The sequence below is a fragment of the Janthinobacterium rivuli genome, from assembly GCF_029690045.1.
Lineage (GTDB): Bacteria > Pseudomonadota > Gammaproteobacteria > Burkholderiales > Burkholderiaceae_D > Janthinobacterium > Janthinobacterium rivuli.
The window spans coordinates 1,193,852-1,216,082 of the sequence record NZ_CP121464.1 but is presented as its reverse complement, the minus strand read 5'-3'; the positions used below and the strand labels follow the sequence as shown (position 1 = coordinate 1,216,082).

Genomic DNA, 22,231 nt, shown 5'->3' with positions numbered 1-22,231 from the left:
AATCAAAAGCGATTGTAATGAAGCCTGAGACAAACACGCGCCTGTCCCTCGCTGGAAGGGCGCGATCACCATAAAAAACAGGAGCGGCACCATGTCCACGGCAGGCAAGACGATCGATATTCCCGATCTCATCAATAACAACAAGATCGGCTCCTTCCAGATCGGCATGCTGATCCTGTGCGGGCTGTGCGTCATCATGGATGGCTTCGACGTGCAGGCCATGGGTTATGTGGCACCGGCCATCATTGCCGACTGGCATGTCAGCAAGGCCAACCTGGGCCCCGTGTTTGGCGCGGGCCTGCTGGGCATGCTGGTCGGCTCGCTCGTCTTCAGCATCACGGCCGACAAGTTCGGCCGCCGTCCCGTGCTGATCGGCTCGACCATCTTCTTTTCGCTGTGCATGCTGGTCACGCCGCTGGCAACGAATATCGAGCAATTGCAGCTGATCCGTTTCATCACGGGTCTGGGCCTCGGTGCCGTGATGCCGAACGCCATGGCGCTGGCCGGCGAATACAGCCCCCTGCGCAAGAAAGTCACCCTGATGATGCTGGTCTCGTGCGGTTTCACCTTGGGCGCCGTGCTGGGCGGATTATTGTCCGCCGCGCTGATTCCCGCCTTCGGCTGGCAATCCGTGTTTTACGTGGGCGGCGTGGTGCCCCTGGTCATCGGCGTGCTGATGTTCTTCCTGCTGCCGGAATCGATGCAGTTCCTGGTGCTCAAGAAACGCAAGCTCGATAAAGTCGCCAAATGGCTGAAACGCATCGACCAGACGGTGACCATCACGGCCGACACGCAATACGTCGTGCATGAGAAGGAACACAAGGGCGCGCCCGTGCTGCAATTGTTTACGGGCGGCCGCGCCAAGATGACGATTTTGTTGTGGGTCATCAATTTCATGAACTTGCTGAACTTGTATTTCCTGTCGAACTGGTTGCCGACGATCGCCAGGGAAGCGGGCTTGTCGACGTCCAACGCCGTGCTGGCCGGCACGGCCCTGCAAGTGGGCGGCACCATCGGCACCCTCGTCATGGGCCAGCTGATCGACCGCTCCAGCTTCCGCCGCATCCTGCTGCCATGCTTTTTGGTTGCCGCAGTCGCCATTGCCCTGATCGGCCGTCCTGACGTGTCGCTGGCCTTCCTGTTCATCACGATCTTCATCGCCGGTTTTTGCGTGGTGGGCGGCCAGCCTGCCGTCAACGCCCTGGCGGCCAGCTACTATCCGACCACCCTGCGCTCGACGGGCATCGGCTGGAGCCTGGGCATCGGGCGCATCGGCTCCATCATCGGCCCCGTGCTCGGTGGCGAGCTGATCCGCCTGAACTGGCCCAACAGCACGATTTTCCTCGTCGTCGCCATCCCCGCCATCGTCTCGGCCGTCATGGTCTTTGCCATGCGCGGCGGGCCGCAAGCGGCCCCCGCCAAGGTAGCGGCCTGAGGCCGGCGCATCGGCCGGTTCAAGTGTACGCCGTCACAAAGTTGCATGTTTTATACTCAAATACTCATCCATTTCAGTGTACCGACATGACCAACCTTGCCAATGACGGCGCCGCAAGCAGCCTTCTGGAAACAGCCTGGGCCCAGCGCGAAGAAACACTCTACAAAACCCTGTTCGGGGATCTGGGTCCGGGCATCTATCCGCTCAGCATGTCCCTGTTTGAAGATTTGTTCAACTGCACGCAAGTCGATCCGCGCTGGCTGCATATCGGCGTGTTCGAATGCCCGCCAACACCCGCCCGGCCGCATTGGGCCTACGTGTCGTCGGGCTTGTCCAATCCATGGGACGACGAACCGGATGAGGATGAGGAGTGGACGGGATTGGGCCGCGAACTGCTGCTGGAATGCCCGCAACAGTCGCCATGGGCGCTGGCGCTGGTGCGCAGGTTCGCCGCGTATCAGATGCTGCTGGCGGCTGGCCGCTTCGGCGACCAGGAACCGCTGGACGCCTGGGACCGCATGTCGGTTGGCGGCCCCATCGATGGCCAGCAGTCCGCGCTGAGCGCCATCATCATGGTGCCAAGCGAACATTACCCGGAAGAATACCAATTGGTCTCGGGAAAATTTGCCTTCCTGCAGATTATCGGCCTCAGCGCCGCCGAGCTGGCGCATGGCCGCGCGCACGACTTCGGGGACTTGTTGCAGACGCTGGGCGAACAGGGCGCCGCACCGCTGGTCGACGCCGCACGCCGCAGCATCGTGTAAAACCGCAGGGCCGATTTGCCGGAAATTAGCATACTGCGCCCTTCGTCGTTTAAGATGTCGTTTTACCAGCCCATCTTCTGCGCCCCCATGCACAATGTCTTGCTAGTCCTGCTCGCCCTCTTCCTGGTCGCGCTGAACGGTTTTTTTGTTGCCGCCGAGTTTGGCATCGTCACCTTGCGGCGCACCCGCATCCGCGCCATCGCCAAGACACAAGGGCTGCGGGGCCGCATCCTGGCCAAGGTGCATGGCCAGCTGGACGCCTACCTGTCCGCCTGCCAGCTGGGCATCACCCTGGCGTCGCTGGGCCTGGGCTGGGTCGGCGAACCGGCGTTTGCCGGCTTGCTGGAGCCGCTGTTCGGCGCCATCGGCGTCACCTCACAAGAGCTGATCCACGGCGTGTCCTTCGTCGTCGCCTTCAGCGTGATTTCCTTCCTGCATATCGTCGTGGGCGAGCTGGCGCCCAAATCGATGGCCATCCGCAACCCGGAAGCCGTCGGCCTGTGGAGCGCGATTCCCCTGTACGGCTTTTACTGGGCCATGTATCCGGCCATTTACCTGCTCAACGCCAGCGCCAACTGGGTGCTGCGCATGGCGGGCCTGTCCGGCAAGGGCGGCCACGACGCCCATTATTCGTCCGAGGAACTGAAACTGATCCTGCGCACCAGCCAGCCCGGCGAGAAATTCACGCGTGACGAGCGCAACATCCTGGCCCAGTCGCTGGATTTCGAACAGATGACGGTGTCGGACCTGATGCGCCCGATCAATGAAGTGATCGCCCTGCATGCCTCGAACACCCTGGAAGAGAACCTCGACACGGTGCTGCGCAACCGCTTCAGCCGCTACCCGTATTTCGACATGAATGAAGACGACGTGCTCGGTGTCGTGCACTTGAAAGACCTGTTCTTTGCCCAGCAGGCGGGCAAACCGATCGCCTCGCTCACGCCGTTTTTGCGTCCCGTCGACATCATTTCCGCGCGTACGCCGGCATTGGAACTGTTCCGCCGCTTTCGCGACGGCGCACCGCACTTCGCGCTGATCGGCGAAAAGGGCAAGCGCCCGCTGGGTTTCATCACGCTGGATAACTTGCTTGGCGCCATGGTCGGCGAAATCCGCGATGAATTCCGCCGCAATGAAAACGACTGGCTCAAGCAAAGCGACGGCACCCTGATCGGCAAGGCCAGCTTGCCCATCTTCTCGCTCGAACGCATCCTCGGCATCGATATCGAAAACGAGGAACTGGGCCTGGACGACGTGGAATCGGTGGGCGGCTTGATCATGGTCAAGCTCGGTGACATTCCGAAGCAGGGCCAGCGCATCACCTTTGTCGACTTCGACATCGTCGTCAAGAAGATGAACGGGCCCCGCATCGTGCTGATCAAAGTGATCCCCAAGCAGGAACGCGACCTCGATGCGGATTTACGCGATTAATCTTTTTTCAAGGTAATCGTATCTTTACCCTGCGGCACGGTGGTCTCTCCCACCGTCCACGTTTGCAGCAAGCTGTACAGCACCGCCAGCAGGGTCGGGCCGATAAAAATGCCGACGAAGCCGAAGGCCAGCACACCGCCCAGCACGCCCAGCAGCACCAGCAGGAACGGCAGGCTGCTGCCGCGGCTGATCAGCATGGGTTTCACCACGTTATCCACGCCGCTGATCAGCAGCGCGCCCCACACCAGCATGAAAATGCCCCAGCCCGTCTGGCCGTCATTGAACAGCCAGATGGCGGCGCCGCCCCAGATCAGGGGCGGCCCCACAGGAATCAGCGAAAAGATGAAGGTGGCCACGCCCAAGAGCGCCACGGCCGGCACGCCGGCGATCAGAAAACCCACCACGGCCACCAGCGCCTGCGCCAGCGCCGTGCCCAGCAAGCCGTACATGACGCCGCGCACGGTGCGGCTGATGGTCAGGCCCACGCCAGGCGCGCTGTCGCCGATGATGCGGCCGGCGCCCGTCATCAGGGCGCGGCTCAGCTGCTGGCCGTCGCGGTAGAGGAAGAAGCTGACGAACACGGCCAGGCTGGTCTGCGCCAGGCCCGTGCCCAGCAGGATGCCGCCCGAGGCGAGGAAGTGGCGCGCCGGTTCCAGCATGGTCTTGCCCAAATTCAATAATTCCTCGCGGTCGGCGAGCAAGCGCTGCACATAACCGTCGATGGTTTCGCCCACCACGGGAATGCTGGCCAGCCAGGCCGGCGGGTGCAGGCCGCCCGATTCCAGCGCCGCGCGCAGCTGTTCATAGATGCGCGACACATTGTCGGCCAGGTTGTAGGTGACGAGGGCCAGCGGCAGCACGATGACGAGCAGCAGCGACAGGGTCATGATGGCGGCCGCCCAGTTGCGCCGACCTTTCAGGCGGTCCAGCAGGAGGATGTACAAAGGCCAGCTGGAAATGCCCACGCAGGCGGCAAACAGCATGGCGGCGAGGAAGGGCCGCAAGACGAAAAAGCAGCCGATCAACAAGAAGATGATGGCTGCCAGGCGGGCGTGCGGCTCGAAACGTTTATCCATGTACTGCATATCCTGAAGATGGCGCCCTGAGGCGCGACCGGGTCAGGATAGCAGAAGTTTAAGATCGTGCGCGATGGCGGCGGGCTTTTCGCCGTGGCGCACGAACAGGCGAATCTTGCCTTCGCGGTCAAAGACATAGGTGCCGGCCGTGTGGTCGACCGTGTAGCTGCTGTCCGTCTCGCCCTCGACCTTGGCGTAATACACCTTGAATTCCTTGGCCACCCTGGCTGTCGCGGCCGCGTCGCCATACAGGCCGACGAAACGCTTGTCGAAGGCGGGCACATACTGCGCCAGCAATTGCTGCGTGTCGCGCTCGGGGTCGACCGTGACGAACAGCACTTGCACCTGCTCCGCCTGCGGACCCATTTCCTGCATCACCTGGGCCATGTCGGCCATGGTGGTGGGGCACACGTCCGGACATTGCGTGTAGCCGAAGAACACCAGCACCAGCTTGCCCTTGTAGTCGGCCAAGGTGCGCGGGTGGCCCGTGTGGTCCGTCAGCGCGAATTCGCGCGCATAGCCGAGGCCCGTCACGTCCGTGTTCTTGAAGGTCAGCTTGGGCGCGGCAGGCTTGCCGCAGCCGGCCAGGACGGCGACCAGCGCGGCCGCCAACAACAGTGTCAGGTTTTTTTTCATGTGCCGAGTGGAATGTAATGGTCGACCAGCAAAGCCGCGAACAGCAAGGCCAGGTAGATGATGGAAAACGTAAAGGCTTTGCGCGCGATCAAGTCCGTGTAGTGGCGGTACATCTTCCACGCGTAGTACAGGAAGCCGGCGTTGAGCACCACGGCCGAGGCCAGGTAGATCAGGCCGCTCATGCGCACGGCGTACGGCAGCAAGGTGGTGGCGGCCAGCGCGATCGAATACAGCCAGACGTGAAATTGCGTGAATTGCATGCCGTGCGTGACGGGCAGCATGGGCAAGCCCGAGCGCGCGTAATCATCGCGGCGGTACATGGCCAGGGCCCAGAAGTGCGGCGGCGTCCAGACAAAAATGATCAGGACCAGCAGCCACGCCTGCATCGGCACGTCGTTGGCGACGGCGGCCCAGCCCAGCGCGGGCGGCATGGCGCCGGACAGGCCGCCGATGACGATGTTTTGCGGCGTGGCCGGTTTGAGCACCATGGTATAGATCAGGGCATAGCCGACAAAGGTGACAAAGGTCAGCCACATGGTCAGCGGATTGACGAGGTGATACAGAATCGCCATGCCCAGGCCGCCGATCACCAGCGCGAACACCACCGTCTGCTTCACCGTGATGTCGCCCATGGCCATCGGGCGGCGCGCCGTGCGGGCCATGCGCGCATCGATTTCGCGCTCGGCCAGGCAATTGACGGCAAACGCGGCGCCGGCCAGCAGCCAGATGCCGATGGTGCCGAACACCACCGCGTGCCAGTCAGGCAACTCCTCGCTGGCCAGGAACATGCCGATGACGGCGCAAAACACGGCCAGTTGCGTCACGCGGGGCTTGGTCAGCGCCCAATACTGGGCGATGCGGGGGGATGGTTTACGGCTGATGGTCTGAGTAGTCATTTATGCGGTACGGGAAGAACTGGCTTGTGCCGAGGGCACTGGCGCGGAGGCGCAAGCGCGCTTAACATTGCGCGCTACATCGAGTTGGAATTTAGCCTTGTAGTTTAACATGGTCAGCAATAACACGAGCAGCGCCGCCCCGCCGTTATGCATGACGGCAATCGACAAGGGCCAGCTCAGGTAAATCGTCGCCAGGCCCGTGGCCGCCTGCAGGGCCAGCACCAGCGCCACCCAGCGTGCCGTGCCGCGCAAGGACGGCAGCTTCCATGCGCGAAACACGGTATAGCCGATGCCGGCCACCACGATGAAGGCGAAATTGCGGTGCACCCAGTGGATGGCCGTCAGCGCGGAAAACGGCAAGTAATGGCCGGCGGCCGTCTTGCCCAGCTCGCGCCACAGATGGAAACCATGCTCGAAATCCATCTCCGGAATCACCTTGCCGCCGCACAGGGGGAAATCCGTGCAAGCCAGGGTGGCGTAGTTGGTACTCACCCAGCCACCCAGCGCGATCTGCACCGTCAACAGCACGAGCGACATGATGGCCAGCGCGCGCACGGGGCGCAGCACGGACTCTTCCGCATCGGCGCGCAGCAGGGGTTTGACGGCATGGTCCTGGCGCCCACCCAGCCACGTCAGCATGGCCAGCAAGCCCATGCCCAGCAACAAGTGGATGGTGACGATCACCGGCTGCAGTTTTAATGTCACGGTCCAGGCGCCGAACGCGCCCTGCAGGCAGACGAACAGGAACAATGCCGTCGGCAGCGCCGGGGCGAATTCTTCGCGTTTGCTTTTCCTCCACTGGCGCCACGCCTGCACCATCATCGCCACGATCAAGACGCCGATGGCCATGGCCAGGTAGCGGTGCGTCATTTCGATCCATGCTTTCACCACCGTCACGGGGCCCGTCGGCATCAGGGTTTCGGCCGCGACGATGTGCTCGTGTGCAAGGAAAGGATTGGCAGAACCATAACAACCTGGCCAGTCAGGACAGCCGAGGCCGGAATCGGACAGGCGCGTAAAACCGCCAAACATGATCAGGTCGACCGTCAGGAAGACGGCGATCCACACGAGCTTGCGGTATTTATTGGCGTCCGCGGACACCCAGACCATGGTCAGCGGCAGCAGCGCCACCAGCAGACCCGTCAAGCCCAGCTGGGCCAGCGCGGAGAGATGCATCGTCGGCATGCAGGCTCCTCAACCGATCGCCGAAGCTTTGAGCAGCTTGGCGATGTCTTTCTTGATCTTGTTCGGGTCCGCGTCTTTCGGGAAGCGCATCATCAGATTGCCCAGCGGATCGATCAGGTAGAAATGGTCGCTGGTCTTGCCGCCCGGCTCCACGGGCAGCCACGCTTTCAAGGCGTCGCTATTGACGCGCAGCATGCTGGTGCCGTCGAACTCGCGCATCACGAGGGTGTCGAGCGGCTGGGCATCCGTCACCAGCCAGACTCTTTCCAGGCGCTCGCGTTCCTTGCCCTGCATGAGGCGCAGTTGTTGCATGTCAAACAATTGCTTCTTGCATGCTTCCTGGCAATCGGATGGCCCTGTCTGCAGCAGCACCCACTTGCCCTTGAATTGCGCCAGCGGCGACGCCTTGCCGTCGAGTTCCGTCACCTGCAGCTGCGCTTCCGGTATCGGATGCAAACGCGGGTCGATCAAGGCGCCATAGTTGTTGCGGCCAGTGGGCTTGATGATGTAATACGTGAAATACGAGGCGATGATGGGAAACGCGCACACGGCCACGACGGCCAGCAGCTTCCAGCGTCCCGTATTCTGTGCCTGTTTATTGCTGCTGTCTTGCGTTGCGTCAGGGTTGTTTGTTTGCACGTCGAAATCCTGTAAAGACAAAAAATAGAAAAGCCATCAGTGCCAGTGCGTACCACTGGAATGCATAGCCGCGGTGCTTGTCGGCGCCCAGGTCCGGCGCCGGCCAGTCGCGCACGGGAAGCTGGCTGGACGCTGGCGCCGTTGCTGTCGAATCAACTGTTTGTTCGAGAATGAACGGTTGCAAGGCCAGGCCGCTGGCCTGTGCCAGCTGGGTAATGTCGGCATTTTGCACGATGGCGTGCGGCGCCAGGGCCGGCGCCGTGCCCAGTTCCATCACATGGCCCGCGTTCAGGCGCGCGATGCCGGAAATCGTCACCGTGCCGGCAGGTGTCGGGTAATCGGGAATGCGCGTACGCTCGGCATTGTTGCGCGGCAGCCAGCCCTGCGCCACGAGAACGTGCATGGCTGAACCGTCGATCTGGAATGGCGTGAGCACGTGAAAGCCGGCCTGGCCCTTGTAAGGGCGGTTGTCCAGGTACACCGTCCAGGCGGGCACGAAGTGGCCGGTGACGGTGACCCGGCGATATTCAATCGCTTGCGCATCGCTCGGCAGCATGGGCGCGGCCGCCAATGCCAGCGGAGCGGCCAGGTTGCCCGCTTCCAGCCGGGCGGCGCGGGCGACTTTTTCATCACCACGGCGCTGCTGCCATTGCGCCAGGGACACGCCCAGGGCCACCAGTAGCAGCATTACAACAAATGGAATCCATCTAAAATGGAAGCGGATACGCATTACAATGAAACCTCCTCAAGCCTGGCGCTACCATCCATGAAAATCCTCGTTGCCATTGCCTTCATCCTGATCCTGGGCAGCCTGGGCTCGGCCCTGTTCTTCCTCATGCGCGACAAGGGCAAGAGCAACCGCACCGTGCAGGCGCTGGCCCTGCGCGTGGGCTTGTCGATCACCCTGTTTCTGCTGATCCTGCTGGCGCACAAGCTCGGCTACATACAGCCGACGGGAATTCATTAACATCGACATTGCCTGATTGGCAAATTCTTCACACTAAGAAAAAAGCCGTACCCAGGATGTCCCGGTACGGCTTTTTTATGGTGCCGGCGCCAGCGCTAACCGCGCGCGCCCTGCCCCGCCATTATAACCAATACACGACCACGTACAGGCCCAGCCAGACGACGTCGACAAAGTGCCAGTACCAGGCGGCGCCTTCGAAGCCGAAGTGGTGCTCGGGCGTAAAGTGGCCTTTCAGCACGCGGTACAGGATGACGGACAGCATGATGGCGCCCAGGGTCACGTGGAAGCCGTGGAAGCCCGTCAGCATGAAGAAGGTGGCGCCGTAAATACCCGACGTCAATTTCAAGTTCAGTTCGCTGTAGGCGTGCATGTATTCATACACCTGGAAGCCCATGAAGATGGCGCCCAGCAAGATCGTGGCGAACAGGAACAGGGCCGTCATGCCGCGGTGGCCGGCGCGCAACGCGTGGTGCGAGATGGTCAACGTGACGCCCGACAGCAGCAGCAAGGCCGTATTGATGGTCGGAATCCAGAACGGCGTCATGGTGGTGAATTCCTGCACCGTGCCGGCCGGGCCCGTATTGCCCCAGTGGGCGGCGAAATCGGGCCAGATCACCTTGTGGTCGAGGTCGGCCAGCCATGGCATCGAGATGCTGCGCGCATAGAACAGGGCGCCGAAGAAGGCGGCGAAGAACATGACTTCCGAAAAGATGAACCAGCTCATGCTCCAGCGGAAGGAGTGGTCGATGCGCTCGCTGTACAGGCCCTGCTCCGATTCGCTGATGGCGTCGCCGAACCAGAAATACAGCACCAGCAGGATGCCGGCCAGGCCGATGTAGTTCAGGTACGGGCCCCAGGAGACGTCGTTAACCCAGGCCGAAGCGCCGATCATGGTCAGCAGCAGGCTGGCGCCGCCCAGCATGGGCCAGCGCGACGGGCCGGGCACAAAATAATAAGGTACGGCGGCGTGGTTGGAACTCATCATCATCTCCTCAAAAACTTGTAGGGTGGTTTTTTATAATTTATAAAACGACGAATTTAACAATTGAAATCAGGATACCGATCAGGCAAGCCACCACCAAGAAGCCGGCGATGACGATGTGCACGGGGTTGAGCTTGGCCGAATCCGTGTCGAAATCGCTCTTGCGGCGCAAGCCCGTGAATGACCACACGACGGCGCGCAGCGAATACAGGAACGACGCTTTTTCAGGCTGCTTGGATTCGCCCATGCCACTCTCCTATTGGACGGCCGGCGTCTGAGCCTGGCTCAGACCGGCAATCTCGAAAAACGTGTACGACAGGGTGATGGTTTTCACCTCTTTCGGCAGGGCCGGATCGAGGAAGAACACCACCGGCATCTGCCGCGCTTCCTTCGGTTTCAAGGTCTGCTGCTTGAAGCAGAAGCACTCGACCTTCTTGAAATGCGGCGTGGCGCTCTGCGGCGCATAGCTGGGAATGGCTTGCGCGTTGACGACGCGGTTTTGCGTGTTGACCACTTCATACATGACGGTCACCAGTTCGCCCGGATGCACCTGCATGCTCGACACGGTCGGGCGGAAGCGCCATGGCCCCTGCGCATTGCCGTCGAACTCGACGGTGATGCTGCGCGTCGTGTCGACCTGGGTATTGTTGTCGTAGGCCACCGTGCCATCTTTTTGCGTCAGCACGTTGATGCCCATCACTTCGCAAATCTGCTTGTAGACGGGAATCAGGGCATAGCCAAAGCCGAACATCAGCACGGCAATGACGAGCAGCTTGCCCAGCATCTTGCGGTTCAGGCCGCGTGTTTCCTGTTGGTGGGGCGTCGTCACGTCAGAGCCACATGCGCTTGACGAACACGGACAGGAAGAAGAAGGCCGCCAGGGCCCCCAGTATCAGCCCGGTACGCAGGTTGTTCGGTTTTTTACGCTCAGTTTTCACTTCGGTCATGACAGGCACTTTATTCAAGACGGGCCGCGCAACACGCCGGCCCGGGATACCCATTATTTCACTGTCGGCGGCGTTTCAAACGTGTGGAAAGGCGCCGGGCTCGGCACGGTCCATTCCAGGCCTTCCGCACCTTCCCATGGTTTCGCTGGCGCAGCCTTGCCGCCGCGGATGGTCGGCAAGACCACGAAGAACAGGAAGTACACCTGCATCAGGCCAAAGCCGAAGCCGCCGATCGAAGCGATCATATTAAAATCCGTGAACTGCGCCGGATAGTCGGCGTAGCGGCGCGGCATGCCGGCCAGGCCCAGGAAGTGCATCGGGAAGAAGGTCACGTTGAACGTGATCAGCGACAGCCAGAAGTGAATCTTGCCGCGCGTCTCGTTGTACATGTGGCCCGTCCATTTCGGCGACCAGTAGTAAAAGCCGGCGAACAGGGCGAACAGCGAACCGGCCACCAGCACGTAGTGGAAATGCGCCACCACATAATAGGTATCCTGCAACTGGATGTCGATCGGCGTCACAGCCAGGATCAGGCCCGTGAAACCGCCCATGGTAAAGACAAAAATGAAGCCGACCGAGAACAGCATCGGCGTCTCGAACGTCATCGAGCCCTTCCACATCGTGGCGATCCAGTTGAACACTTTCACGCCCGTCGGCACGGCGATCAGCATGGTCGCGTACATGAAGAACAGCTGGCTGGTCACCGGCATGCCGGTGGTAAACATGTGGTGCGCCCAGACGATGAAGGACAGAATCGCGATGGAAGCGGTCGCGTAGACCATCGACGCATAGCCGAACAGCGGTTTGCGGGCAAACGCGGGCAGGATCTGCGAGACGATGCCGAAGGCCGGCAGAATCATGATGTAGACCTCGGGATGGCCGAAGAACCAGAAGATGTGCTGGTACATGACGGGGTCGCCGCCGCCTGCCGCGTTAAAGAAGGAGGTGCCGAAATGGCGGTCCGTCAGGGTCATGGTGATGGCGCCGGCCAGCACGGGCATGACGGCGATCAGCAGATACGCGGTAATGAGCCAGGTCCAGCAGAACATCGGCATTTTCATCAGGGTCATGCCCGGTGCGCGCATGTTCAGGATGGTAACGATGATGTTGATCGAGCCCATGATGGACGAGGCGCCCATCAGGTGCATGGCAAAAATCGCCATGTCCATGCCAGGGCCCATCTGCGTCGACAGCGGCGCATACAGGGTCCAGCCGGCAGCCGTGGCGCCGCCCGGCACGAGGAAGGACGTGGCCAGCAAGATCGCGGCCGGTGGCAGCAGCCAGAACGAGAAGTTGTTCATGCGGGCAAAGGCCATGTCGGACGCGCCCACTTGCAGCGGGATCATCCAGTTGGCGTAGCCGACGAAGGCCGGCATGATGGCGCCAAACACCATCACCAGGCCGTGCATGGTGGTCAGTTGATTGAAAAATTCCGGGTGAAAGAATTGCAAGCCTGGGTGAAACAGTTCCGTACGGATCATCAGGGCCAGCACGCCGCCCGACAGCAGCATGATGAACGAGAACCACAGGTACAAGGTACCGATATCCTTGTGGTTGGTGGCAAACAGCCAGCGGCGGTAGCCAGTCGGGTGGTCGTGGGCATGGTCGTGATCGTGACCGGCGTGATCCAAGGTGCTAGTACTCATATACGGCTCCTAATTACTTGCGTGCAGCCACGATTTCGGCTGGTTGAACGATGTTCTCTGCGGCCTTGTTCGACCAGGTATTGCGCGTGTAAGTGATCACTGCGGCAATTTCCGTGTCGGACAGCTGTTTCCAGGCTGGCATTTCAGCCGGATACTTGCCGCTCTTTTGCCCGTTCAGCAAGACGTGGATCTGTTCCGCTTTCGGACCGTTCACCACGGCCGAGCCGTCCAGCGGCGCGAACGCACCTGGCACGCCCTTGCCTGTCGCCTGGTGGCAGACCACGCAGTTGGCCGCATACACTTTCTCGCCCTTGACCTTCAATTCATCGATGGTCCACACCTTGCTTGGATCATCAGCCAATGCCGCCATTTCCTTTTGTTTTACATCAACCCAGGCCTTGTAGTCTTCGTTGGACACGACCTTCACAACGATGGGCATGAACGCGTGTTCCTTGCCGCACAGCTCGGCGCAATTGCCGCGGAAGGTGCCGATATGGTCGGCCTTGAACCAGGTGTCGCGCACGAAGCCGGGAATCGCATCCTGCTTGACGCCGAAGGCGGGCACGGACCAGGCGTGGATGACGTCGTTGGCCGTCAGCACCACGCGGATCTTCTTATTGACCGGTACCACGACTTCGTTGTCGACTTCGATCAGGTAGTTTTCACCGCGTTTTTCCGTCGGCGGCACGCCTGGCGCGCCCACTTGCGAGCGCGGCGTGGCCAGGTTGGAAAGGAAGGAAATGCCTTCGCCCTCGCCTTTCAGGTAGTCATAGCCCCATTTCCACTGCATGCCGGTGGCCTTGATGGTGATGTCGGCGTTCGAGGTATCTTTCATGCCGACGACGGTGCGCGTGGCAGGCAGGGCCATGCCGATGACGATCAGGAAAGGCACGACGGTCCAGGCGATCTCGACGGTGGTGCTTTCGTGGAAAGTGGCCGGCTTGTGGCCCAGGGACTTGCGGTGCTTGAAGATGGAATAGAACATGACGCCGAACACGGCCACGAAGATCACCAGGCAGATGATCATCATCAGGGTGTGCAAATCGTAGATTTCATGGGCGATCTGTGTCGCCGGCGGTTGCAGATTCATTTCGAACGGCACGGGACCGCCGGTGCCGGGATAGGTGCCGGCAGCCGGTGCCGCCGTGGCCCATCGCCCGATGCCAAACGCTGTCAAAGACAGCCCGAGCAGCAACGATTGAAGTCGCTTTGCATGTGTCATGTTTTCCCCAACCACCCAAAAAATAATGATATTTTAAACGGCTGCGGACTTCTCCGTACTGGACCGCTGCCGCTCCTCCATGAAAGCAACACGGCCAGAATGCGGCCATGTGCGTCAAGCACCAGCGAATTCCATGCTGGCTGCCGACGCCAAAACGCTGACGAACAACCATGCTGGAACCCTGTTTTTCTTCCCCACATCGAAATGGCCTCGTGAGGAAGATGGTTACTATACTAATGCAGTAACTTCGAATTCGTCTCGCTTTGTTTTTTTTATTTTGTATGCAGCCCTTGTTTTTTACACTTATTAAGCTGACAAACAATCAACGATTATAATCAAGTAAACTTGAATCCATCAAGCAATAATCGGCTTTGTGCATGCCCTTCTGCTGGCCGCCGCGCGCTTTGCAACGCTTGCTGCAACATTAACGCGCGGATGGCGACCAAGTGTCAGTTTCTTTGCGCTTTTATTTGGGTTTGCGCGGCAAATCAAAGCGGATGATCGCCTCGCCATTGCGCGTCACGCGAGGCGCTGGACGGAAGGCGTGGCCATAGATCACCTCGAAACTCAGGCCCAGCTTGCCGTCGGGACGGCGCGTTTTTTCCAGCGCGGCCAGCATGCGCTGCCAGGCCGCCTTGCCCATCAGGCCGCGGCGGCGCGTGGTCAGCGGGTTGCCGCCAAAGGCGCGCACGTCCGCCAGCAGTTTTTCCGCCGTATCGTAGGTCACCGTGATGATCTCCATGTCCAGCACGGGCGTGGAAAAACCCGTTTCGACCAGCATGTCGCCAAAGTCGTGCATGTCGACAAAGGGCAAGGCGTGCGGATATAAATCGGCCTCGGCAAAGGCGTCGCGCACTTCGCGGAAGGTGTCGGGACCGAAACAGGAAAACATCAGCAAGCCATCGAGACGCAGCGCGCGCCGCCATTCGGCAAACACGCGGTCGGGTTGCGCATGCCAGTGCAGCGCCAGGTTGGACCACACGAGGTCGATGCTGCCCTGCGCCAGCGGCAAGTCACCGAGGTCGCCGCACAATAAATCCACGCCCGCCTTGGCCGGCAGCAGTTTGCTGAGGAACTGGTTCAAACTGGCCAGTTTCGACGCGGGCGCGCGCGCCGCCTGCATCATCGCTTGCGCTGCATCGAGACCGATAATCTGCGCAGCGGGATAATCCTTTTGCAACTGCGCCAGGTCCGCACCCGGACCGCAGCCGGCGTCCAGCACGCGGTGCGGCGTGATTTTCACCAGCTCCAGGCGCTCGTGCATGCGTGCCGACACTTCGCGGCGCAGGAAGTCCGACGGCGCGACGCGCGCGGGACGGGAAAAGAAATCGCGTACTTGCACCGCATCGATGGGCGCACTCATTTTGGGTGGATTGGCGGGAACAGGCATGTTGAAACCGGTGAGGTGAGATAATGTCGGCAGTGTACATGGAACGACGCCATCGCGATGCGGACGGCCACCCAACTCCGCCTTGAGGCCGCCTGGCAGGCGCTGCGCCAGTGGCTGGGCGCCACGGTGCTGCCGGCCCAGTGCGCGCTGTGCGGCATCGGCTGCCCGCAAGTGCTGTGCCCGCCCTGCCGCGCACAATACCTCGGACAGATCCAGCCGCGCTGCCGCCAGTGCGCCAATCCGCTCGACGATGTGGCAACGCTGTGCGGACGCTGTTTGCGCCACAGGCCTGCGTATGACGACACCGTCACGGCGTTTGACTATGCGGCGCCCCTCGACCAGTTGCTGCTGCAACTGAAATTCGGCGCGCGCCTGGCGCTGGCGCCCCTGTTGGCAGAGCTGCTGCATGTTGCCATTCAGCAACAAACAGTGTGGGAGGCGCCGCAACTGCTATGTCCCGTGCCGCTGGGCCCGGCCCGGTTGGCCGAGCGGGGTTTTAACCAGGCGCTGGAAATTGCCCGCCCGCTGGCGCGCCTGCTGGACGTCCCTTTACAGCCCCGCCTGGCGCTGCGCGTGCGCGACACCCGGGCGCAAAGCGGCGTGGCGCCGCAGGAACGGCAAGCCAACCTGGCGCACGCGTTCGCCATCGCGCCGGAACACGCGCCGTCATTGCACGGGTGTCATGTGGGAATCGTCGACGACGTGATGAGCAGCGGCCATACCGTCAACGCCCTGGCCACCGCCTGCAAGAGCGCAGGCGCGGCCAGGGTCAGCATATTGGTGGTGGCGCGCACGCCGCCGCATTGAATTAGTTATATATATGAGGAGAGCATTTTGTTTCACGTTGTTTTGGTAGAACCTGAAATCCCGCCCAATACGGGCAACGTCATCCGCCTGTGCGCCAACACGGGCGCGCAGCTGCATCTGGTCGAACCGCTGGGCTTTCCGCTCGACGATGCCAAGATGAAGCGCGCCGGCCTCGATTACCACGATTACGCCAAGATGAAGGTGCACAAGAACTGGGACGCGTTCCTGGCCGACACCCAGCCCGACCCATCCCGAATGTTCGCCATGACGACGCGCGGCTCGCGCCCGTTCGGCGACGTGGCCTTCCTGCCGGGCGACGTATTCGTGTTCGGCTCGGAAACGAAAGGCCTGGACCCGGCCCTGCGCGACGGTTTTCCCGCCGAGCAACGCATCCGCCTGCCGATGCGCCCGGACAACCGCAGTTTGAATTTATCGAATACGGTGGCGGTCGTCGTGTATGAAGCGTGGCGCCAGCATGGGTACGCCGGTGGCGCTTAACTAACGCAGCGCCAATTGCGGCGCGGCGCCGTCCGCGTCCAGCATCACCAGCTGCGTGCGCAAGTCGCGCGTGGCGGCCAGCTTGCCGTTCACGTACAGATTCGTCCTGACGCCATACATGCCTTGCGATACGCCTTCCGGAAAGGTCAGCTGGAACGAGTTTTCAAAGCGCCCGCCCGACTTGTTGTTGCTGGCCAAGGCCTTCGAGCCGGACTTGAATGGCTGGCCTTGCGGGTCGAGCACCACCAGCTCTTCGCGTACGTCGGTGACGCTTTGCGCGCTGCCGTTGACCAGCTCCACCACCGAATTGACCTTGAACGGCTGGCCGCGCTTGACGGTCGACGCGCTCAGCTGCGGCGTGTACGACACCACTTGCGGTTCGCGCGGCAGCGCGCCGCGCGTGCGGATGTAGTCGCGGTCCGCCTGCGCCGCCGTCTTGGTCTGGCGTGAATTGACATTGATGGCCAGGCAACCGGCCGCCGCCAGCCCGCCGCCGATGGCCGCGCCCTTCAGCGCAGCATTCTTGCCGCCCGCCAGCGCGCCCAGCAATGCCCCCACGGCTGCGCCGGCGGCAGCCGTCGCGCCCATGCTGCACGGGTCATCGTCCGTGGCCGCCTGGCTTCCACCTTGCGGATAGGAACCGTCCTGGCGCACGCCGTTCGGATTCATCGGCGCCGTGGCGCAGCCGGCCAGCATTGCCGCGATGGTCAGCGCGGCAGCGGCGCGCACAGTGGTGTGATTCAGCATGTTGACTCCCAGGATTGCTAATTGATCGTTGTTTCCGTCTGCAGCACTTGCCGTTCGCGCTCGCGGATGCGGCGCGACAGATTGTCGATGCGCGCATTGCCCGGATCGACGCGGCGCGCGCTTTCCAGATACGTCTTGGCCGCATCGAACTTGCCTTCCAACAAAGAGCGCTCGGCATCGCGCAGGAACGATTGCGCCATCTCGTTGCGCATGGCCGCGCCGCTATCGACGGGCGACGTTTCCAGCGGACGGCGTTCGGCCACCGCTGAACGTTCGACCGCGTGCGCGGGCACAGGTTCCTGCTGTGCCGGCGCCAACACGGGGGCCGGGGCTGAAACGGGTGTCGCGGGCGCCGACAGCGCCAGCACGTCGGCCTTCAACTGCGGCAATTCCACCGCTTCGCGGTCGATCGCTTCCAGCCTGGCGATGCCATTTCTTGCTGCCGTCGCATCCTTGCCGTCGAGCGCCTGGCGCACGCCCACCAGCACGGACGCGGCTGCCGCCTGCTGGCGCGCCAGCTGCTTGCGCAAGGAGTCGACGCTCGATGCGCCCGCGCAATCGGCGTCGAGCGCGGCGATGCCCTTGGCCGCGCTTTGCAATTGATGGCCGTCGATGGCGCGCTCGATGGAACGCACGCCGCGCTGGCAACCGCTGGACGCGGCACCGGCCTTGCCGATGGCCGCCTGCAAATCGTCGGCCTTGGCGCTGGACTTGCCCGTACACACATTCTTCGCCGTCGCCAGCTTCTGGCGGGCGCCGTCCAGGCTGCCATCCGCCACCAGCTTCAAGCCGCTGTCGATGGCGTCGTTGCAGGCCGACTCATTCTTGCCGCCCGGCTTGCCGTTCATGTAGACGATCACCAAGGCCAGTACGGCGATGCCGCCCACCCAGCGCAGCCACTTGCGCGGCGGTGCTGGCGGTTCGATTGACGCCGGTGGCGCCGCCGGCACGGGCTTGGGCACGGCTTTCGGCTGGGCCGGCTGGGCCTGTTTCGCTGGCGCCGGCGGCGGCACGGCAGCCTGCTTCGGCGGTGCTTTCGGCGCAGGCGCAGGCGTTACCGGCACGGGCGGCGGCTTGGGCGCTACCGGCGCCGGCGCGGGTACAGGCAGCGGCGGCACGGCCGCGGCTGGCCGGGCCGCGCCAGCCACCGCGTGACCGCAGTACGGACAATGGCTGACAACGGTCCACAGGCCCGTCTTGCATTTGTTACAGATATCCAAAACTAATCCTTCATTCCAACGTCATTCCAGCGTTCACAGGGGCGGCGGCATCAACGGTGGCGGCGCGCTGAGGAACAAGGGCGCCAGTTCCGGGAACTGGGCCAGATCGGCCCAGGCCGGCAAGCCCGCGCGCCACACCTTGGTGGTGCCCGGTGCGACCTGCCCCGCCTGTACGTACTGCACGATCTGCTGGGCCGTGAACGGTCCCTGCTGCTGGCCATTGATGCCCAGGAAATACTGGTATTCCACCAGCGGCGGCGGCATGCCGCCCAGCGGTGGCGGCGCCATGCCGAACACGGCCGCCGCCGGGGCAGCGGCCGCGCCTGCCGGGCGCAGCAATTGCTCGAGGCGCCCCGCTTCCAGCATTTCTGCCTTGATCGCATACTTTAACCGCGGCTGGCCATCCGCTTCCGGCTCGCGCACTTCCCAGTCGTAGGCGTCGCTGTCGGAGTCGCCGATGACGTTCGCCCACTCCTTCAGGCGGCCCAGCAGGGATTGCACCGTGCGGTCGAGCTCATCGCTGGCCATGCCCTTGCGGCGCGCCGACTCGCGCAGGCGCGCGCCCACTTCGGCGGAAATGGCGCTGCCAAAACCGACGTACGGCAGCTGCGAACCATCGGCCTGCGCCACCAGCTTGGGCGCATACACGTTGCGTTCATAGTATTTTGCCAGCGCGGCCATGGCGGCCGTCTGCACGGCGTCAAGCGCCGTCAATTTTTCCTCGATGCGCAGGGCGATATTTTTCTCGTACGAGGCGGGCATGCCGTTCTGGCGGATGGCCCGTTCATTGCCGATGCGGCGCAAGTCACCCGGCTCGACGGCAAACTGGTACTGGCCCGGCGGCACGACGCGGCCCGTGTGGCGCGTCAGCACGCCCAGCATGATCGCTTGCAGGAACTCACCAAAATCTTCCGCCAGGCGCTTCATCTCGTCCGTATTGGGCGCGATCGGGTGCGTGAATTGCGTTGGATCGATATGCGTGTGGGTCGGCGCCTTGTCGTTGTCGCCTTCCTTGCGGTAACTGGTGCGCCAGCCTTCCAGGCCGCGCAGCACCGTCATCGGCACGCCGGCCAGCTCGCAATAGCAGACGGCGCGCCCGCGAATGCCCGTCTCGACGATTTCCAGCTGGTTCACCGTGATGCCCACCTGGGTCGGCATGCACGATTCGAGCTCGGCGCCGAACTTCGCCTTGAAGGCGGCCGCGTTGGCCACGCCGATCACGCACTTGAACTGGTCCGACACGACCGTGAAATCGCCCGCCATATTGGCGTCGATCCATGGCATGGAGCAGGCCAGCAGCTTGCGGAAGCGGTCCAGGCGTTCGGATACCTCCATCTGTTCCAGTGCCTCGAACAGCGGGTCGGGCGTGCTGGTCGCCCCTTCGGTCAGGCCGGCCGTGGCGATCATGTTCTCGGCCATGCGCGTGACTTTGGCCAGGATCAAGCCCCGCTGCGCCGGTTCGGCCAGCATGGGGAACAGCGCTTTCGAGCCGCCCATGTCCTTGAACGCTTCATCGGCCCACTGGCGCAAGGTGGCCGCCGATGGCAGCGCAATGTCTTTTTCCGTGACGGGAATGACGATCAGGGTCGCGTGTTCCTTGTCCAGGTCCTTTTGCAGGATGGTATTGGCCGTTTTGAGTTCCGCCAGCATGGCCAGCACGCCTTCGCGGCCCGTTTGCAGCTCGCCCACCAGGCCATTCCACTGCGCGCGGCCCTGTGCGTCGACGCCGACCCGGTTGCCCAGCCAGCGCGACAGTTCGCCCAGCAGGATGACGGACTCGTCCGCCGCCTTGGCGCGCAAATGGAATTTCAGGGCATTCGCCATTTCCGTGCGCAAATGATCCATCACCACGCCGGCCTGCTTTTCGCCATTGCTGAGGAAACCGAAGGTGCTGCGCGTCTGCTCCAGGTTGTTCAACAGGCGCTCATATTCGCGCGAGCGCACGGCTTCCTTGATTTCGCGGTAGCGCTCGGCATTGTTGCCGATCTGCGCCGTCAAGCCGCTGCCCGGCGCCTCGATACGGTCCTTGATCTGTTCCACCAGCGACAACACGTATTCCAGGCCGCCAAATTCCTTATTATCAAGATAGCCATACAGCTGGTCGCGCACGACTTTCTTGACGTCTTCCAGCACTTCGCGGCGGCGCTTGCTGATGCGGTCTTCCGTCGTGTCGGCCGTGGAATCCTGGTCGCGCACGGCGTCGCGTTCCAGGTGTTTCATGGCGTCGCGCACCTGCGCCGGCCATTCGCTGCGGTCGAAGCCCGTGCGGATATCGTTGATGCGCGTATTGACCCGGTTTTCCACGCCGGCCAGCAAGTGGCCGTGGCGGTCTTCCAGCAATTCGTCGACGACGCGGAAATCGATGAAGTCGCCGCTGGAGCGCTTCAGTTCGATGCTCTTGTCGGAAAACTCGGGGAAATCGCTGAACGGCGTGCCCTTCAGGAACATATTGGCAGCCAGGAAATTATCGCGCTGCGTATCCGTGGCCCGGTTGGCGCCCGCATCCGTGCCGCCCACGCCAAAGAACGCTTGCAGCATGGCGCCGGCCCAGCGGTGAGCCCGCTCGTCGCGCGCCGCTTCCTGGCGCGTATCAAGCACGGCCATGCCGAACGAGGAAAAGCGCTTCGAGAAATACAGGCGCATGTCGCCGAAACGGTCTTGCGGCACGGGCGCGTTGTACAGCGAGTTCTTGTGCTGCGCCTGGTTGACGGCGATCGAGCGCTTGGCGCGCGCGAAGTCGGCCGAGGCAAAATCCTCGAACAGCGAATCGGCCACCATGTGGTAGACGTCGCTGACATCCTTAGTATGCTGCTGGGCCAGGTTGCCCGAATCGATCAGGTAGACCTCGCTGTACGGCTCGCGCGTCAGTTCCGGACGGTCATACGCATCCCAGCGGCCGACGTAGCCCTTGTTGCCCATCATCGCCGATTCCAGCTCCATCAGCGCCGCGTAGCCATTGGCCTCGACCCGGTCCTTGTTGGCCTTGGTGTAGCCGGTCGGCAAGAACAGCATCAGCTCCACGTCGGCCGCGCCCACTTCGCTGCGCGCCAGCCAGCGCGCCAGCAAGCCCATGTCGAGGAAGGAGCCGGAACCCGTGCCACCGGCTACGGAACCGACGATGACGATGCGGAAACGGTTCGTTTCCATGCGTAAACCCAGCTCGGCCAACTGGCGCTCGTGTGACAGGCCCGCCTTCAACGCTTTCAGCTTCAAACGGATCTTGTCGCGGATCTTGGCATATTTATCGAAGAAATACAGGCGCGAGACGGCGCGGATCTGGCCGGCGCCGCTGCTCATGTCGAAACGCAATTCGCGGATGCGCTGCGGCGTCAGCGGCAGCCATTCCTTGATGTGCGGATATTTTTCCAGGGAATCTTCATCGCGGCTGTACTTGTCCATGTCGAACGATTCGACCACCTTGTCATCGTCCGTGAACTTCACCTGGTCGAACTGCAAGTCCTTCGCCTGCGACTCGCCGCTCTCGATCACGGCGCCATTGTCGAGGTCGAAATGGATGAATTGCGCGATGGGAAAGTCGGCCAGGCCCTCGATGCGCGTGCGGTTGCCCGCGCCGCCCCACAGGGTGTTGAGGACGCGCCGGCGCACGCGCATCAGCACCTGCATGCCCGTGCCGCCGATGCCGATGAACAGGGTCGGGCGCAGTTCGATGATCTTGTCCTGCTTGCGCTCGCTGGCGCCGCCGGTGATGGTTTGGTTCAGGTTCTCTGCCATGGTGATTCCTTGGA

22 protein-coding genes are annotated in these 22,231 nt (G+C 62.3%); 6 read left to right on the top strand and 16 right to left on the bottom strand.

Annotation, left to right across the window (positions count from 1 at the left end):
- Positions 1 to 91 precede the first annotated feature (91 nt).
- The 3 genes from P9875_RS05520 (at position 92) to P9875_RS05510 (ending at position 3,627) form a co-directional block, all read left to right on the top strand.
- A complete protein-coding gene (locus P9875_RS05520) occupies positions 92 to 1,435 on the top strand; it encodes an MFS transporter (RefSeq protein ID WP_278317781.1) in 1,344 nt (447 codons plus the stop codon).
- 86 nt (positions 1,436 to 1,521) lie between these two features.
- Positions 1,522 to 2,199: a suppressor of fused domain protein gene (locus P9875_RS05515; protein WP_278317780.1), complete on the top strand. Its 678-nt coding sequence runs from the start codon at positions 1,522 to 1,524 to the stop codon at positions 2,197 to 2,199.
- An 87-nt stretch (positions 2,200 to 2,286) separates the two neighbouring features.
- Positions 2,287 to 3,627 (top strand): hemolysin family protein, encoded by a 1,341-nt coding sequence (locus P9875_RS05510; RefSeq protein WP_035828641.1) that lies wholly within the window; start codon positions 2,287 to 2,289, stop codon positions 3,625 to 3,627.
- Here the strand turns inward: P9875_RS05510 and P9875_RS05505 are convergent.
- Genes P9875_RS05505 through P9875_RS05480 form a run of 6 tightly spaced genes read right to left on the bottom strand, consistent with a single transcriptional unit; the run spans position 3,624 to position 8,789 of the window.
- Positions 3,624 to 4,703 (bottom strand): AI-2E family transporter, encoded by a 1,080-nt coding sequence (locus P9875_RS05505; RefSeq protein WP_278317779.1) that lies wholly within the window; start codon positions 4,701 to 4,703, stop codon positions 3,624 to 3,626. The genes P9875_RS05510 and P9875_RS05505 overlap by 4 nt on opposite strands.
- A 42-nt stretch (positions 4,704 to 4,745) precedes the next feature.
- On the bottom strand, positions 4,746 to 5,339 hold the full coding sequence (locus tag P9875_RS05500) for an SCO family protein (protein ID WP_278317778.1): 594 nt from the start codon (positions 5,337 to 5,339) through the stop codon (positions 4,746 to 4,748).
- Positions 5,336 to 6,235 carry a heme o synthase gene (cyoE, locus tag P9875_RS05495; protein ID WP_035824745.1) on the bottom strand — a complete coding sequence of 300 codons (900 nt, stop codon included), beginning with the start codon at positions 6,233 to 6,235 and terminating at the stop codon, positions 5,336 to 5,338. Before cyoE ends, P9875_RS05500 begins: the two co-directional genes overlap by 4 nt.
- Positions 6,236 to 7,411 carry a COX15/CtaA family protein gene (locus P9875_RS05490; RefSeq protein WP_278318791.1) on the bottom strand — a complete coding sequence of 392 codons (1,176 nt, stop codon included), beginning with the start codon at positions 7,409 to 7,411 and terminating at the stop codon, positions 6,236 to 6,238.
- An 18-nt stretch (positions 7,412 to 7,429) separates the two neighbouring features.
- A complete protein-coding gene (locus tag P9875_RS05485) occupies positions 7,430 to 8,059 on the bottom strand; it encodes an SCO family protein (protein WP_035824742.1) in 630 nt (209 codons plus the stop codon).
- Positions 8,040 to 8,789: an SURF1 family protein gene (locus tag P9875_RS05480; RefSeq protein ID WP_278317777.1), complete on the bottom strand. Its 750-nt coding sequence runs from the start codon at positions 8,787 to 8,789 to the stop codon at positions 8,040 to 8,042. The genes P9875_RS05485 and P9875_RS05480 overlap by 20 nt, the downstream gene beginning before the upstream one ends.
- A 36-nt stretch (positions 8,790 to 8,825) precedes the next feature.
- Between P9875_RS05480 and P9875_RS05475 the strand changes: the two genes are divergently transcribed.
- A complete protein-coding gene (locus tag P9875_RS05475; protein ID WP_034748996.1) occupies positions 8,826 to 9,026 on the top strand; it encodes a twin transmembrane helix small protein in 201 nt (66 codons plus the stop codon).
- A gap of 121 nt (positions 9,027 to 9,147) precedes the next feature.
- On the opposite strand, the gene P9875_RS05470 is transcribed toward P9875_RS05475, so the two are convergent.
- The 7 genes from P9875_RS05470 to P9875_RS05440 form a co-directional block, all read right to left on the bottom strand.
- Complete coding sequence (locus tag P9875_RS05470) at positions 9,148 to 10,008, bottom strand: cytochrome c oxidase subunit 3 (RefSeq protein ID WP_099403386.1); 861 nt, start codon at positions 10,006 to 10,008, stop codon at positions 9,148 to 9,150.
- A gap of 40 nt (positions 10,009 to 10,048) precedes the next feature.
- Positions 10,049 to 10,255: a DUF2970 domain-containing protein gene (locus P9875_RS05465; protein ID WP_034749002.1), complete on the bottom strand. Its 207-nt coding sequence runs from the start codon at positions 10,253 to 10,255 to the stop codon at positions 10,049 to 10,051.
- Between the two features lie 9 nt (positions 10,256 to 10,264).
- A complete protein-coding gene (locus tag P9875_RS05460; protein ID WP_051959653.1) occupies positions 10,265 to 10,792 on the bottom strand; it encodes a cytochrome c oxidase assembly protein in 528 nt (175 codons plus the stop codon).
- A 46-nt stretch (positions 10,793 to 10,838) separates the two neighbouring features.
- On the bottom strand, positions 10,839 to 10,955 hold the full coding sequence (locus P9875_RS05455) for a cytochrome oxidase small assembly protein (RefSeq protein WP_216350353.1): 117 nt from the start codon (positions 10,953 to 10,955) through the stop codon (positions 10,839 to 10,841).
- Between the two features lie 53 nt (positions 10,956 to 11,008).
- Positions 11,009 to 12,601 carry a cytochrome c oxidase subunit I gene (gene ctaD, locus P9875_RS05450; protein WP_102292940.1) on the bottom strand — a complete coding sequence of 531 codons (1,593 nt, stop codon included), beginning with the start codon at positions 12,599 to 12,601 and terminating at the stop codon, positions 11,009 to 11,011.
- Positions 12,602 to 12,614: 13 nt separating this feature from the next.
- Positions 12,615 to 13,823 (bottom strand): cytochrome c oxidase subunit II, encoded by a 1,209-nt coding sequence (gene coxB, locus P9875_RS05445; RefSeq protein WP_176388088.1) that lies wholly within the window; start codon positions 13,821 to 13,823, stop codon positions 12,615 to 12,617.
- A 466-nt stretch (positions 13,824 to 14,289) separates the two neighbouring features.
- Positions 14,290 to 15,186, bottom strand: coding sequence for a methyltransferase domain-containing protein (locus P9875_RS05440; RefSeq protein ID WP_046683389.1), 897 nt, complete (start codon positions 15,184 to 15,186; stop codon positions 14,290 to 14,292).
- An 84-nt stretch (positions 15,187 to 15,270) separates the two neighbouring features.
- On the opposite strand from P9875_RS05440, the gene P9875_RS05435 reads away from it, so the two are divergent.
- On the top strand, positions 15,271 to 16,020 hold the full coding sequence (locus P9875_RS05435) for a ComF family protein (RefSeq protein WP_278317776.1): 750 nt from the start codon (positions 15,271 to 15,273) through the stop codon (positions 16,018 to 16,020).
- A gap of 27 nt (positions 16,021 to 16,047) precedes the next feature.
- Positions 16,048 to 16,518: a tRNA (uridine(34)/cytosine(34)/5-carboxymethylaminomethyluridine(34)-2'-O)-methyltransferase TrmL gene (gene trmL, locus P9875_RS05430; RefSeq protein WP_278317775.1), complete on the top strand. Its 471-nt coding sequence runs from the start codon at positions 16,048 to 16,050 to the stop codon at positions 16,516 to 16,518.
- On the opposite strand, the gene P9875_RS05425 is transcribed toward trmL, so the two are convergent.
- From P9875_RS05425 to P9875_RS05415, 3 genes are read right to left on the bottom strand one after another with little or no spacing between them, the layout of a single operon-like run.
- The gene (locus P9875_RS05425; RefSeq protein WP_278317774.1) at positions 16,519 to 17,265 is read right to left on the bottom strand and encodes a hypothetical protein; all 747 of its coding nucleotides are present in this window, start codon (positions 17,263 to 17,265) and stop codon (positions 16,519 to 16,521) included.
- Positions 17,266 to 17,282: 17 nt separating this feature from the next.
- A complete protein-coding gene (locus P9875_RS05420; protein WP_278317773.1) occupies positions 17,283 to 18,485 on the bottom strand; it encodes a hypothetical protein in 1,203 nt (400 codons plus the stop codon).
- A 33-nt stretch (positions 18,486 to 18,518) separates the two neighbouring features.
- Complete coding sequence (locus tag P9875_RS05415; RefSeq protein WP_278317772.1) at positions 18,519 to 22,217, bottom strand: tubulin-like doman-containing protein; 3,699 nt, start codon at positions 22,215 to 22,217, stop codon at positions 18,519 to 18,521.
- Positions 22,218 to 22,231: the final 14 nt, after the last annotated feature.